The sequence below is a fragment of the Pseudomonas arsenicoxydans genome (genome assembly GCF_900103875.1).
GTDB lineage: Bacteria > Pseudomonadota > Gammaproteobacteria > Pseudomonadales > Pseudomonadaceae > Aquipseudomonas > Aquipseudomonas arsenicoxydans.
The window spans coordinates 4955982-4970101 of the sequence record NZ_LT629705.1; the positions used below are offsets into that span (position 1 = coordinate 4955982).

Annotated in this window: 13 protein-coding genes; 9 read left to right on the forward strand and 4 right to left on the reverse strand. The window is 61.1% G+C overall.

Going from position 1 to position 14120, the window contains the following annotated elements:
• The 5 genes from BLQ41_RS23040 (at window position 1) to BLQ41_RS23065 (ending at window position 3980) form a co-directional block, all read left to right on the forward strand.
• The gene (locus tag BLQ41_RS23040; RefSeq protein WP_090184825.1) at window positions 1-960 is read left to right on the forward strand and encodes a YVTN family beta-propeller repeat protein; all 960 of its coding nucleotides are present in this window, start codon (window positions 1-3) and stop codon (window positions 958-960) included.
• Window positions 957-1688, forward strand: a complete 732-nt coding sequence (locus tag BLQ41_RS23045; protein WP_090184827.1) for an ABC transporter ATP-binding protein — start codon at window positions 957-959, stop codon at window positions 1686-1688. Before BLQ41_RS23040 ends, BLQ41_RS23045 begins: the two co-directional genes overlap by 4 nt.
• Window positions 1685-2476 carry an ABC transporter permease gene (locus tag BLQ41_RS23050; protein WP_090184831.1) on the forward strand — a complete coding sequence of 264 codons (792 nt, stop codon included), beginning with the start codon at window positions 1685-1687 and terminating at the stop codon, window positions 2474-2476. Before BLQ41_RS23045 ends, BLQ41_RS23050 begins: the two co-directional genes overlap by 4 nt.
• A 224-nt stretch (window positions 2477-2700) precedes the next feature.
• A complete protein-coding gene (locus tag BLQ41_RS23060; RefSeq protein WP_090184836.1) occupies window positions 2701-3258 on the forward strand; it encodes a PQQ-dependent catabolism-associated CXXCW motif protein in 558 nt (185 codons plus the stop codon).
• Between the two features lie 56 nt (window positions 3259-3314).
• Window positions 3315-3980: a response regulator transcription factor gene (locus BLQ41_RS23065; RefSeq protein ID WP_090184839.1), complete on the forward strand. Its 666-nt coding sequence runs from the start codon at window positions 3315-3317 to the stop codon at window positions 3978-3980.
• A gap of 112 nt (window positions 3981-4092) precedes the next feature.
• Here BLQ41_RS23065 and nahK read toward each other — a convergent pair whose 3' ends face one another.
• From nahK to BLQ41_RS23080, 3 genes are all read right to left on the reverse strand, one after another.
• Window positions 4093-6687: a hybrid sensor histidine kinase/response regulator NahK/ErcS' gene (gene nahK, locus BLQ41_RS23070; RefSeq protein ID WP_090184841.1), complete on the reverse strand. Its 2595-nt coding sequence runs from the start codon at window positions 6685-6687 to the stop codon at window positions 4093-4095.
• On the reverse strand, window positions 6656-7819 hold the full coding sequence (gene nosP / locus BLQ41_RS23075; RefSeq protein ID WP_090184844.1) for a nitric oxide-sensing protein NosP: 1164 nt from the start codon (window positions 7817-7819) through the stop codon (window positions 6656-6658). The genes nahK and nosP overlap by 32 nt, the downstream gene beginning before the upstream one ends.
• A gap of 121 nt (window positions 7820-7940) precedes the next feature.
• Window positions 7941-8747, reverse strand: a complete 807-nt coding sequence (locus BLQ41_RS23080) for a sulfite exporter TauE/SafE family protein (protein ID WP_090184848.1) — start codon at window positions 8745-8747, stop codon at window positions 7941-7943.
• 160 nt (window positions 8748-8907) lie between these two features.
• On the opposite strand from BLQ41_RS23080, the gene BLQ41_RS23085 reads away from it, so the two are divergent.
• Window positions 8908-9771, forward strand: coding sequence for an MBL fold metallo-hydrolase (locus BLQ41_RS23085; RefSeq protein WP_090184852.1), 864 nt, complete (start codon window positions 8908-8910; stop codon window positions 9769-9771).
• Window positions 9772-9872: 101 nt separating this feature from the next.
• On the opposite strand, the gene bkdR is transcribed toward BLQ41_RS23085, so the two are convergent.
• A complete protein-coding gene (gene bkdR, locus BLQ41_RS23090) occupies window positions 9873-10358 on the reverse strand; it encodes a Bkd operon transcriptional regulator BkdR (RefSeq protein ID WP_008149727.1) in 486 nt (161 codons plus the stop codon).
• A 185-nt stretch (window positions 10359-10543) separates the two neighbouring features.
• Here bkdR and BLQ41_RS23095 point away from each other — a divergent pair, with 185 nt between their 5' ends.
• From BLQ41_RS23095 to BLQ41_RS23105, 3 genes are read left to right on the forward strand one after another with little or no spacing between them, the layout of a single operon-like run.
• Window positions 10544-11779, forward strand: a complete 1236-nt coding sequence (locus BLQ41_RS23095) for a 3-methyl-2-oxobutanoate dehydrogenase (2-methylpropanoyl-transferring) subunit alpha (RefSeq protein ID WP_090184855.1) — start codon at window positions 10544-10546, stop codon at window positions 11777-11779.
• Between the two features lies 1 nt (window position 11780).
• Window positions 11781-12839, forward strand: coding sequence for an alpha-ketoacid dehydrogenase subunit beta (locus BLQ41_RS23100; protein ID WP_090184858.1), 1059 nt, complete (start codon window positions 11781-11783; stop codon window positions 12837-12839).
• Complete coding sequence (locus BLQ41_RS23105; protein ID WP_090184861.1) at window positions 12840-14120, forward strand: dihydrolipoamide acetyltransferase family protein; 1281 nt, start codon at window positions 12840-12842, stop codon at window positions 14118-14120.

Sequence of the window (14120 nt, forward strand, 5' to 3'; positions counted from 1 at the left end):
ATGCGCCGCACCCTGCTCTCTTGCGCCTTGCTGCTTGCCGCCGGGCACGCCGTGGCCAGCACCGCCTGGGTCTCCAACGAAAAGGACAACAATCTGAGCCTGATCGACATGCAGACCCTGCAAGTCACCGACACCCTGCCCGTCGGCCAGCGCCCACGCGGATTGCTGCTGTCCCACGACAACAAGCTGCTGTACATCTGCGCCAGCGATTCGGACCGGGTTCAGGTGATGGACGTGGCCACGCGCAAGATCATCAAGGAGCTGCCGTCGGGCAAAGACCCTGAGCAATTCGCCCTGCACCCGAATAATCGCTGGTTGTACGTTTCCAACGAAGACGATGCGCTGGTGACGGTGATCGACACTGAAACCTCCAAGGTGCTGAGCCAGATCAATGTCGGTGTCGAGCCCGAAGGCATGGCCGTCAGCCCCGATGGCAAGTGGGCGGTCAACACCAGCGAAACCACCAACATGCTGCACTGGATCGACACCAGCACCCAGACCCTGGCCGACAGCACCCTGGTCGATCAGCGGCCGCGGTTCGTCGAGTTTGCCCCTGACGGTTCCAAGCTCTGGGCCTCGGCCGAGATCGGCGGCACGGTGACGATTCTCGACGTGGCGACGCGCAAGGTCCTCAAGACGTTGACCTTCCAGATCAAGGGCGTTCACCCGGACAAGGTGCAACCGGTGGGCATCAAACTCAGCGCCGACGGCAAGTACGGTTTCGTCGCCCTCGGCCCGGCCAACCATGTCGCGGTGGTTGATGCCAAGACCTTCGAAATCCTCGATTACCTGCTGGTGGGCCGGCGCGTGTGGCAGATGTCATTCACCCCGGATCAAAAGCAGTTGCTGGCCACCAACGGTGTCAGCGGCGATGTCTCGGTGATTGATGTCGACAGCCTCAAAGTCATCAAATCGGTGAAGGTCGGGCGCTATCCGTGGGGCGTGGTGGTGACGCCATGAACGCACTCGATGTCAGCGAGCTGAGTTTTGCCTACGGTGCGCGCGAGGCCTTGCGCCAAGTGAGTTTCAGCCTGGTGCCAGGGCGGTTTGCGGCATTGCTGGGACCCAATGGCGCAGGCAAATCGACGCTGATTGCCTTGCTCACCCGGCTTTATGATCTGCAACGCGGCGAGATCCAGGTCGGCGGCTGCTCCTTGCGCAAGACGCCGCGTGCGGCGCTCAAGCAATTGGGCGTGGTGTTTCAGCAAAGCACCCTGGACCTGGACCTCAGCGTCGAGCAAAACCTGCGCTATCACGCCGCACTGCACGGCCTGTCCCGGCGCGAGACCGGCCTGCGGGTCGAGGCCGAGCTGGCGCGTCAGGCGCTGACCGAACGGCGTCGAGAGCGGGTGCGTGAACTCAACGGCGGCCACCGTCGCCGGGTGGAAATCGCCCGCGCCTTGCTGCATCAGCCACGGTTGTTGCTGCTCGACGAGGCCAGCGTCGGCCTCGACCCGGCCAGCCGCCTGGCGCTCAATCAACACATCCGCAGTCTGTGTCGCGAGCACGGCATCAGCGTGCTGTGGACCACCCATTTGCTGGACGAAGTGCAACCCAGCGACGACTTGCTGATTCTCCATCAAGGCCGGCTGGTGGCCAGCGGGCAGGCGGATGCGCTGAGCCTGGAACATGGCGGCGACCTCGGTTCGGCCTTTACTCGCCTGACTACATCAGGAGCTGCCCGATGAACGCTTATTGGCAATGTTTCAGCGGCATCGTGCTGCGCGAATGGCTGCGCTTTGTGCTGCAACGCACGCGGTTTCTCAGCGCGCTGGTGCGACCGCTGCTGTGGCTGCTGGTGTTCGCTGCCGGTTTTCGCGCGGCGCTCGGGATCGCGATCATCGAGCCGTATGACACCTACATTCCGTACGAGGTCTACATCATCCCGGGCCTGGCTTGCATGATCCTGTTGTTCAACGGCATGCAAGGTTCGCTGTCGATGGTGTACGACCGCGAGATGGGCAGCATGCGCGTGCTGCTGACCAGTCCCCTGCCCCGGACCTTCCTGCTGTGCAGCAAGCTATTGGCTACGTCACTGATTTCGCTGTTGCAGGTGTATGCCTTCCTCGCCATTGCCTGGTTGTATGGCGTGCAACCGCCGGCCATGGGCCTTTTGATCGCCTTGCCGGCGCTGTTGCTGGTGGCGTTGATGCTCAGCGCATTGGGGTTGTTGTTGTCCAACGCGATCCGCCAGCTGGAGAACTTTGCCGGGGTGATGAATTTCGTGATCTTCCCGCTATTTTTCCTGTCGTCGGCGCTGTATCCGCTATGGAAGATGCGCGAGTCCAGCGAGTGGCTGTATTGGTTGTGCGCGCTAAACCCGTTCACCCATGCGGTGGAGCTGGTGCGGTTTGCCTTGTACGAACGCTTCAATCCGTTGGCTCTGTCGGTGTGCATTGCGCTGACACTGATATTCACCCTGCTCGCGGTATTCACCTTCAACCCGCAACACGCAGCCCTGCGCAAAGCCACCTGACAGCACATCCCCCCTGTGGGAGCGGGCTTGCCCGCGATGAGGCCGGTACATCCAACATTGATATCGGCCGACACACCGCCATCGCGGGCAAGCCCGCTCCCACAGTTGATCTTCGTTGAAAAGGGCAAAATTACTACTTTAGTACTGGTTTACCTGTCTATCGTCGCATTCCCAATGCGCCGGGACTGGCATGTAATGGGGTCATAACTATAAGGATCGACCCCATGCCGCGTGCCCGACGTCGTCTGCTGCGCCCTGCCCTTGCCGCGCTATCGCTGAGCCTGTTGCTGGGTGTCGCGCAGGCCGAAACACCGCTGTTCTCCGCCGAGGGTTATCGCATCGGCCTCTACCGCAGCCCGACCCCGAATCAGCTGCAAGGCGCAGCCATCATCGACACCGCCGCCCTGCAAACCCTGCTCACCCAGACACCGCGCCCGGTGCTGATCGACGTCTATCGCCGCCAATGGCTGCAAGGACGTTTCATCGAAGACCAGCCCCACGAGAACCTGCCCGGCAGCCATTGGCTGGCCAATACCGGCGACGGCGACCTGACGCCTGACTGGCAGGACTATTTTGCGCGTAACCTGAAACGGTTGACCGCCGGCGACCTGGCCCAACCGCTGGTCTTCTACTGCCGATCCGACTGCTGGCTGAGCTGGAATGCAGTGAAACGCGCCGCCGCCATGGGCTATAAAACACTGTATTGGTATCGCGATGGCCTGGACGCCTGGCAAGCCGCGAACCTGCCCGTTGCGCCCGCCCGGCCCGAACCCTTCCCCTGACCTTTACGCGTGCGTGTTGTTGCCACACCATAATCAAAATAATGAGGTGAAAGGCCATGTACAAAATTCTGATTGCCGACGATCACCCGCTGTTTCGCGAAGCCATCCATAACGTTATCAGCGACGGTTTTCCGGGCAGCGAAGTGATGGAAACCGCCGACCTCGACAGCGCGCTACTGCTGACCCAGGAACATGACGACCTGGACTTGATCCTGCTCGACCTGAACATGCCCGGCATGCACGGCCTCAACGGCCTGATCAACCTGCGCAACGAGGCGCCGACCATTCCGGTGGTGATCGTCTCGGCCGAACAGGACAAACAGATCGTGCTGCAAGCCATCACCTACGGCGCGGTCGGTTTCATCACCAAGTCCTCGCCCCGGGTGCAGATGACCGAAGCGATCCAGCAAATTCTCAATGGCAACGTCTACTTGCCGCCGGACATCATCCGCACGCAGAAATCCGGCACCCAGCGCCGGATGAACGACAACCCGAGCTTTCCGCCGGAGCTGCTCCAGGCCCTGACCCGCAAGCAGTTGCTGGTGCTGGAGCGCATGACCAAGGGCGAATCGAACAAACAGATCGCCTACACCCTGGAAATCGCCGAAACCACGGTCAAGGCGCACGTCTCGGCTATCCTGCGCAAACTCAACGTGCACAACCGGGTGCAGGCGATTTTGAGTGCTGGGGATATAGATTTCGGGTCTTACTTGCGGCGCTGACTCTGGTAGACCGAGTCGCCGCCATCGCGGGCAAGCCCGCTCCCACAGGAGTGTGGATATCCCGGTGGGAGCGGGCTTGCCCGCGATGACGCCAGTGAATACACCAGAAAAATCAAGGTCTGCCGAGCAAGTGACTCATCGCCGTCTTCAGCTTCATCGGCCGCACCGGTTTATGCATCAGGGTGTGGCCCAGTTCGCGGATTTGCTGCTTGAGCTCGTTGCTGTAATTGGCGGTAATCATCATCGCCGGTATCGCTGAACCACGACGGGCGTTAATCCGGGCCACGGCATCGACCCCGTTCTGATCGTTATCCAGGTGATAGTCGGCAATCAGCAAATCCGCTTCTTCATGGTAGTTGTCCACCTGGCGCGCCAGGTCATCCTCCGACAGCGCCGTGACCACCAGACACCCCCAACCTTCAAGCAACGTGCGCATGCCGGCGCAAATCGCCGCGTCGTTATCCAGCACCCACACCCGCGCACCGCGCAGACGTTCCAGCATCGGTTCACTCATCAGCAACGTCGGCTGAGCCTTGGGGGCCGTGGCGCTCAAAGGCACCTCGACGGAAAACATCGAACCCCTGCCCGGCCACGAACGCACATGAATGCGGTGGCCGAGGATTCCGGCAATTTTCTCGACAATGGCCAGTCCCAGGCCCAAGCCGCGATCCTGATCCGGTCGCTGTACATCGCCACGCTTGAACTCCTGGAAAATCTCTTCCAGTCGATCTTCGGCAATGCCCATGCCGCTGTCCCAGACTTCAATCGTCAAGCGCTGATGATGGCGCCTGCAACCCAGCACCACACGACCGCTGTAGGTGTAGCGGATGGCGTTGCTCAGCAGATTGCGCAGGATCCGCGCCAGCAGCTGAATGTCGCTGCGCACCAACGCCGAACACGGGATGAAATGCAGCTCAAGCCCTTCGCTGCGCGCGACCTGGGTGTACTCGGCGGCGAGGTTTTCCAGCAATTCGCTCAGGGCGAACGGCGCAATGTCGGCCTTGATCACCCCGGCATCGAGTTTGGAAATGTCCACCAGCGTGCCCAGCAAATTTTCCACGTCCTCCAGGGAATTGCTGACATTGCGCACCAGAATCGCATTGGCTACCGGCTCGCGGCGTTCCAGTAAGGCGCTGGTGAACAGTCGAGCGGCGTTGAGCGGTTGCAGCAAGTCGTGACTCACGGCAGCCAGAAACTTGGTTTTCGACAGATTGGCCTGCTCGGCCTCAAGCTTGGCCTCGCGCAAGCGCGACTCGACGCGCCGACGTTCGTCGATCTCCCGCAATAACTGGTCATTGAGGGTAGTCAGTTCCGTCGTGCGTTCACGCACCCGTAACTCGAGATTCTGGTAGGCCTGATGCAACGCTTCGGCCGTGCGCCGACGTTCGGTGATGTCGCGGATCAGCACGAAAATCCCCACCACTTCCCCGGTAGCCAGGCGATTGGGCACGTAGGAGCGCAGCATGTAGCGCTCCTGATTGTTGATGTTGGTTTCGGCGAACTCGAAGGTCACGCTCTCCCCGGCCAGAGCCCGAGCCACGTAGGATTCCAGGCGCTGGTAATGCTGTTCGCTGTGAACTTCGCGCAGGCTCTGTCCGAGCATCACGCCGCGCGGCCAGCAGTACCATTCTTCGTACACTTTGTTGGTGAATTCGTAGACCAGATCGGCGTTGAGGTAGGCGATCAGCGCCGGAACATGGTCGGTGATCAGGCGAATCCAGCGTTCGCTTTCGCTCAACGCTTCGGCGTGCTGATAGCGTTCGGTGATGTCGGTGAAGGTGTTGACGAAGCCGCCGGTGGGCAACGGATGGGTGCGGATTTCCAACACCCGGCCATCGTAGAGGCGCTGTTCCAGTTCCTGCACATGGCGCCCGTTCGCGTCGCGACTGGCCGGGGTCAGCAGGTTCAACTCGCTGTCGGCGATCACTTCGGCAAACGGCCGATGCGCCGCCACCGGCGCCAAGCCGCTGAGCTCCAGAAAGCGCCGGTTCCACAATTCCAGCACGCCCTCGGCATTGACCATGGCCACGCCTTGGGACAGGTTGTCGACCGCCCGTTGCAGCAAATGCGATTTCTGCGCCACCGCTTGTTCGCGGCGCATGGTTTCACTGAGTTTGACGTCGGTAATGTCGGTAAACAGGATCACCCGCCCACCTTCCTGGGTGGGCCGTTCGCTGACTTGCAGCCAACGACCGTTCTGCAGGCGATACAGCAGGTTCTCATCGGCCTGCCCACGCGGCTCTTCCGTGAACAAACCGGTGACACTCATCAGGCGTTTGACCTCGGCCAGACGCATGCCGGCGTTGATCCGCACCCGGCTGTTGCTCCAGAAGGCCTTGAACCGGCTGTTGAACAAGACGATTCGCTGGTCGGCATCGAACAGCACAAAAGCGTCGGAAATACTTTCGATGGCGTCGATCAAATGTTGGTGCGCGGTTTCCGCACGCAGGCGTGCTTCGCTGAGCAAGTGATTGCCCGACTTGAGTTCAGCCATGGCCTGGTTCAAGGCGTCAGTGCGCTCACGCACCTGCTCGGCCAGCACCACCGAGTGCTGAAACGCCGCGTACGGGTCATTGCCACGGGTGATGCCGGACTCGATCCGCTCGATCAGCGCGCCATTGATCCGCTGCAACTTGTGATTGTCGTGCTGCAGGCTGGCGATTTGCGCCAGAAGCTCAGCGGTGTCCAGGGGACCGGCCTCGGGCAATGGCAACCCCGGTGAAGGTCTGGTTGATGTGCATGCCATTGAACTGCTCTCCGTAGGTGTTGAAACCCATCACCCGCTGGTCACGCAAAAACGTACCGATCTGTTCCAGATTGCCGTTGCCTTCCAGCTCCAGCCGCCTGAGAAAACAATCGCAGCCGATGGTCAGCAACAGGTCGCCGAGGCGTTCCTGCAAACCTTCGAACAGGCTTTGCAGGTTCGGCAGCATCGGCCCGGGCGTCATGACGGTGAGGACGATGCCGTTCTCCACCGCGCAATAGAAACTCAGGCTCAGGTCGGGATGCACCTGCTGGATGGCGCGCACGTAATACTGGTCGTTGAAGCGCACCGCCAACGGGTGCGCTGCGAAAATCCGGTGATCGAGTTCGGCCACCGGCACGCCGATGTGCCGGGCGTATTCCTCGGCGGCGGGCTCGGCATTCAGTTCGAAGACTCGGCGCGAGGTGCTGTCAGCCCCGGTGACCACCAGTTTCTCCGCCCGGGGCAGGATGTGGTGGGTGGTGAACACCTCGAAGTCGAGCCAGGTGTTGACCAGCACTACCACGGCCGCGCCGCTGTGGAATTCGCCGCCAAAATAGACGTGGGTGTGGGTCAGGTAATTGTCGTCTCCCGCCGAGCCGCCGAAATGCGGGATATCGCCCAACGCAGCACTCAAGGCGGCGAGGACCATTTCTTCACGACTGGACAGCCCGTCGAGCAGGGTCAGGGCGAAGCTGTTGCCCTTGATCGGCGCCAGGGTGTTGCTGCGACAACCGCTGACCAGCCGCTCGACCATTTGCTGGGCATCGATCAGGCTGAAGCGCTCCATCTCGCAGATCAGTTCGGCGTCGATAGAAAAATGCCGATGGTCGAACCCCACCGCCGTCACGCAGTTGCGACCGTAGCCCAACGGAGTGATTTCCCCGGCGCTGGTGCACCCCACCAGGCGAATCCCGCCGAAGCTCTGTTGCAAGGCCTGGCCCAGCGCCTGCAAGTCGTACTCGGCGGAACAAAAGAACAACACGAACCCCAGATGCGGATGCAACAATTGCCGCGCCAGCTCCTGAGCAACCTGCTGGGCATCGGTGGCCTGGGACATTGCACTGACCACGCCTTCACTCTGGACCTGCTGCATCGTCGCCTCCCCGCAGGTGCGCCTGTATGAGGCACGAGTGTACGAAGCCTGCGCGCTGCGACGTATGCTACTTGGGTAGCGGGTAGGCGCTTCGATGGGATGAGAGTCGGCGGGTTGGGCGTTAGATGCTCGCTCTGAACAGCATGTAAACGGCGACCACGACGCAGACACTGGCGAAGCCGACCTGCAAGGCCCGGGCCGGCACGCGTGCGCACAGCTTACGGCCAATGATCATGCCGACGATGCTGGCGACAATGAACGCTACGCCCAACGAGTCGATCCGCACGCCCGCATGGAACGCGCCGATCACCCCGATGGCGGAAATCAGGCTGATGACCATCAAGGACGTGGCGACGATGCCGCGCATTTGTACATCGGTCAGTTGCTTGAACGCCGGCACAATCAGAAAGCCGCCGCCCACGCCGAGTAATCCTGATACCACGCCGGTGACCGCCCCCAGCGCCGCCAGAGTTGCGGTGCACTTGGCGGTCCAGGAGAAACGCCCGGTCTGCTGATCGAGCATGCAGTTCTTCTGGCCCCAGTTGGCATGGCCATGGTCGCTCGGCCCTTCGTCCTGACGCTCACGGCGCAGCATGCGCCAGGCCACCAGGACCATCAGCAGGCTGAACAGAATCATCAGGATTTTTTCCGGCAGTTGATGGGCGAAGTAGATGCCCACGGGCGAAAAAATCGCCCCCAGCAACGCAATCAACAATGCAGCGCGATAGCGCACCAACCCATGACGCAAACCGTCAATCGCGCCGACCGCCGCCGCGCTGCCTACCGCAAACAACGCCACCGGTGCGGCCTGCGTCATGGTCAATCCCAACCCCAGCACCAGCGCTGGCACCGCAAGAATACCGCCACCGGCACCGGTCAATCCGAGCACCAGGCCCATCACCACGCCAAAGAAACTTGCCAACAACATAAAACGCTCGTAGTCCGAGAAAAAAGCCGGGAACGCCCGGTATCGATGACTGACAGGATAGAGCCCGCGGGGAAAATTTCCTTCATCAATTCACGCGGGACTGGTCAGCACAGGGAAAATGACACTACCCTCAAAGCTCGTCCCAATAGAATCTGCCACCATGCCTGCCTTGATTGAAGCCTTCCTCGACCCCGCCTCGTCGACCTACAGTTACGTGATCTTCGAAGACGATGGCGGCCAGTGCGCAATCGTCGATCCGGTGCTCGACTACGACCCCGCCGCTGGACGCACCGCCACCACCCAGGCGGATAAAATCATTGCCTTCGTGCGTGAACATCAGCTGCAAGTGCAATGGTTGCTGGAAACCCACGCCCATGCCGATCACCTATCGGCGGCACCGTATCTGCGTCGCGAGCTGGGCGGCAAGATTGCAATCGGTCAGTCGATCAGCAAGGTTCAGGGGGTGTTCAAGAGCCTGTTCAACCTTGAGCCGGCGTTTCGCAGTGACGGTTCGCAGTTCGACCATCTGTTCGAGCCGGACGAATCGTTCATGATCGGCAACCTCAAGGCCACGGCCCTGCATGTGCCTGGCCACACGCCGGCCGACATGGCCTATTTGATCGACGGGGATGTGATTCTGGCGGGCGATACGCTGTTCATGCCCGACGTCGGCACCGCGCGCTGCGACTTTCCCGGTGGCAACGCCAACCAGATGTTCGCCTCGATCCGCAAACTGCTGGCCTTCCCCGCCAGCGTGCGCCTGTATGTCTGCCACGATTACCCGCCCGAGGGCCGCGAATCCCGGTGCATGAGCACGGTCGGCGAGCAGCGTAAAAGCAATATCCATATGCATGACGGCGTCGACGAAGCGGCATTTGTCGCCATGCGCACCCATCGTGATGCGGGGCTGGGCATGCCGACGCTGTTGCTGCCGGCGATCCAGGTCAATGTGCGCGCGGGGAATTTTCCGCCGGCCGAGGACAACGGCGTGACGTACCTGAAAATTCCGATCAACCGGCTATGAGTTCAAAGATCGCAGCCTCGTTTTACTCGACAGCTCCTACAAAGCGCGATCAATGTAGGAGCTGTCGAGTAAAACGAGGCTGCGATCTTTTGATCCTGCCCTTAGGCCAGCGTCAACCCATTCGCCGGCAACGGCAGCGCGGTTTTGTAGCGCACCTGCTTGAGCGCAAAGCTTGAGCGAATGTTGGCAACGCCCGGGACCTTGGTCAGAAAGTCCATCATGAAGCGCTCCAGCGACTGAATGGTCGGCACCAGCACGCGAATCAGGTAATCCGGATCACCGGCCATCAGATAGCACTCCATCACTTCCGGGCGATCCGAGATCGCTTCCTCGAAATGCTGCAACGCCTCCTCCACCTGTTTCTCCAGGCTCACATGAATGAACACATTCACATGCAGCCCCAGCAAGTCGGCATCCAGCAGCGTCACTTGCTCACGAATCAGCCCCAGTTCTTCCATCGCCTTGACCCGATTGAAGCACGGCGTCGGCGACAGGTTGACCGAGCGTGCAAGGTCGGCGTTGGTGATGCGGGCGTTCTCCTGAAGGCTGTTCAAAATGCCGATATCGGTACGGTCCAGTTTGCGCATGAGACAAAACCACCTGTTTTTTATGTTTATGCAGATTTTTTATCCTCAAATGATCTCCAGCGCAACGAAACAGAGATAAATATTCTTCTTCGCCGGGCCTATGATTGTTGTAGGACAAGATTTCTTCCACAGAAGAAAGACGGTCAGCTCACTACAAGAAATTCACAAGATCGAGCGTAGAAGCCATGAACCAAGCGTACGAACCGCTGCACCTGCACGTTCCCGAACCCTCGGGCCGTCCTGGTTGCAAAACCGACTTCTCCTACCTGCGTCTGACCGACGCCGGCACGGTGCGCAAACCCCCAATTGACGTTGAGCCTGCCGATACCGCTGATCTGGCCAAGGGCCTGATTCGCGTGCTCGACGACCAGGGCAATGCCCTCGGTCCATGGGCTGAAGGCGTGCCGGTCGAGATCTTGCGAAAAGGCATGCGCGCCATGCTCAAGACGCGGATCTATGACAACCGCATGGTGGTCGCCCAGCGCCAGAAGAAAATGTCGTTCTACATGCAGAGCCTCGGCGAAGAAGCCATCGGCAGCGGCCAGGCCCTGGCGTTGAACGTCGATGACATGTGCTTCCCGACGTACCGCCAGCAAAGCATCCTGATGGCGCGAGACGTGCCGCTGGTGGACCTGATCTGCCAACTGCTGTCCAACGAGCGCGATCCGCTCAAGGGCCGTCAGCTGCCGATCATGTATTCGGTCAAAGACTTCGGTTTCTTCACCATTTCCGGCAACCTCGCCACCCAGTTCGTGCAGGGCGTGGGCTGGGGCATGGCTTCGGCGATCAAGGGCGACACCAAAATCGCCTCGGCCTGGATCGGCGACGGTGCCACCGCTGAATCCGACTTCCACACCGCCCTCACCTTCGCCCACGTTTACCGTGCGCCGGTGATCCTCAACGTGGTCAACAACCAGTGGGCGATCTCGACGTTCCAGGCGATTGCCGGTGGTGAAGCCACTACGTTTGCCGGCCGTGGCGTCGGATGCGGCATTGCCTCCCTGCGGGTTGATGGCAACGATTTTGTCGCGGTCTACGCCGCCTCTGCCTGGGCCGCTGAACGCGCTCGCCGTAACCTCGGCCCGACCATGATCGAATGGGTCACCTACCGCGCCGGCCCTCACTCCACCTCCGATGATCCGTCCAAATACCGTCCCGCCGACGACTGGAGCTACTTCCCGCTGGGCGACCCGATTGCCCGCCTCAAGCAGCACCTGATCAAGATCGGTCAGTGGTCCGAAGAGGAACACGTCGCCGTCAGCGCCGAACTCGAAGCCCAGGTCATTGCCGCGCAGAAAGAAGCCGAACAGTACGGCACCCTCGCCGGCGGCCAGATTCCAAGCGCCGCGACCATGTTCGAAGACGTCTACAAAGAGATGCCGGAGCACTTGAAGCGCCAGCGTCAAGAGTTGGGGATCTGACATGAACGACCACAACAACAATATCCAGCTGGAAACCGCCATGACCACGACCACCATGACCATGATCCAGGCCCTGCGCTCGGCCATGGATGTGATGCTTGAGCGTGACGACAACGTCGTGGTGTTCGGTCAGGACGTGGGCTACTTTGGCGGCGTATTCCGTTGCACCGAAGGCCTGCAGACCAAGTACGGCACTTCCCGAGTGTTCGACGCACCGATTTCCGAAAGCGGCATCGTCGGCGTCGCCGTGGGCATGGGTGCCTATGGTTTGCGCCCGGTGGCCGAGATTCAGTTCGCCGACTACGTGTACCCGGCATCGGACCAGATCATTTCCGAAGCCGCGCGCTTGCGCTATCGCTCGGCCGGCGAGTTCACCGCCCCGATGACCCTGCGCATGCCTTGCGGCGGCGGCATCTACGGCGGCCAGACCCACAGCCAGAGCATCGAAGCGATGTTCACCCAGGTTTGCGGCCTGCGTACCGTCATGCCATCCAACCCGTACGACGCCAAGGGCTTGCTGATCGCTTCCATCGAAAACGATGACCCGGTGATCTTCCTCGAGCCAAAACGCCTGTACAACGGCCCGTTCGACGGCCACCACGACCGTCCGGTAACGCCGTGGTCGAAACACCCGGCCGCGCAAGTGCCGGATGGCTATTACACCGTGCCCCTGGACGTCGCCGCCATCACCCGTCCGGGCAAGGCCGTGACCATCCTGACCTACGGCACCACGGTTTATGTGTCGCAAGTGGCCGCGGAAGAAACCGGCATCGATGCCGAAGTCATCGACCTGCGCAGCCTGTGGCCGCTGGACCTTGAAACCATCGTCAACTCAGTGAAGAAAACCGGCCGCTGCGTGATCGTTCACGAAGCGACCCGCACCTGCGGCTTCGGCGCCGAACTGGTCGCGCTGGTGCAAGAGCATTGCTTCCACTACCTGGAAGCGCCGATCGAACGCGTCACCGGTTGGGACACCCCCTACCCGCACGCGCAAGAGTGGGCGTATTTCCCTGGTCCGTCCCGTGTGGGCGCGGCATTGAAACGGGTTATGGAGGTCTGAATGGGCACGCACGTTATTAAAATGCCGGACATTGGCGAAGGCATTGCAGAAGTTGAATTGTCGGTGTGGCACGTCAAGGTCGGCGACATGGTTGTCGAAGACCAGGTATTGGCCGATGTCATGACCGACAAGGCGATGGTCGACATCCCCTCGCCGGTCCACGGCAAAGTGATTGCGCTGGGTGGACAGCCGGGCGAAGTCATGGCGGTCGGCAGCATCCTGATCAGTATTGAAGTCGAAGGCGCGGGCAACGTTAAAGAGTCGGCCCAGCATGCTGTTGCGGCCGCTGTCGCGAAAGAAACGCCGGTCGCGGCGCCGAAAGTTGAAGCTGCGGCGGCCAGCAAACCGGTTGCAGCCCCGCGTCCAGCCGCCGTGTGCCAAGGCCCGCTGGTTGCTCGCGAAGCCGATGAGCGCCCACTGGCCTCCCCGGCCGTGCGCAAACATGCGCTGGACCTGGGCATTCAGTTGCGCCTGGTGCGTGGCACCGGTCCTGCCGGTCGCGTGCTGCACGAAGACCTCGACGCCTATCTGGCGCAAGGTCAGCAGCCGCAATCGACTGCTGCCGCCGCTTACGCCCAGCGTAATGACGAAGAGCAGATTCCGGTGATCGGCATGCGCCGCAAGATCGCCCAGCGCATGCAGGACGCCACCCAGCGCGCCGCGCACTTCAGCTATGTCGAAGAAATTGACGTCACGGCCGTGGAAGAACTGCGCGCGCACCTGAACGAAAAACACGGCGCAACACGTGGCAAGCTGACCCTGCTGCCGTTTCTGGTCCGTGCCCTGGTCGTCGCCCTGCGTGACTTCCCGCAGATCAACGCCCGTTACGACGACGAAGCCCAGGTCATCACCCGCCTCGGTGCCGTGCACGTGGGCATCGCCACCCAGGCCGACATCGGTTTGATGGTACCGGTGGTGCGTCACGCCGAAGCCCGCAGCCTCTGGGACAACGCCGCTGAAATCTCCCGTCTGGCCAGCGCCGCACGCAATGGCAAGGCTGCCCGCGACGAGCTCTCTGGCTCGACCATCACCCTGACCAGCCTCGGCGCGTTGGGCGGCATCGTCAGCACGCCCGTGCTGAACCTGCCGGAAGTGGCGATCGTCGGCGTGAACAAAATCGTCGAACGCCCGATGGTGGTCAAAGGCCAGATCGTGATTCGCAAGATGATGAACCTCTCCAGCTCGTTCGATCACCGCGTGGTCGATGGCATGGACGCGGCGCAATTCATCCAGGCCATTCGTGGCCTGCTCGAACAACCCGCTACGCTGTTTGTGGAGTAG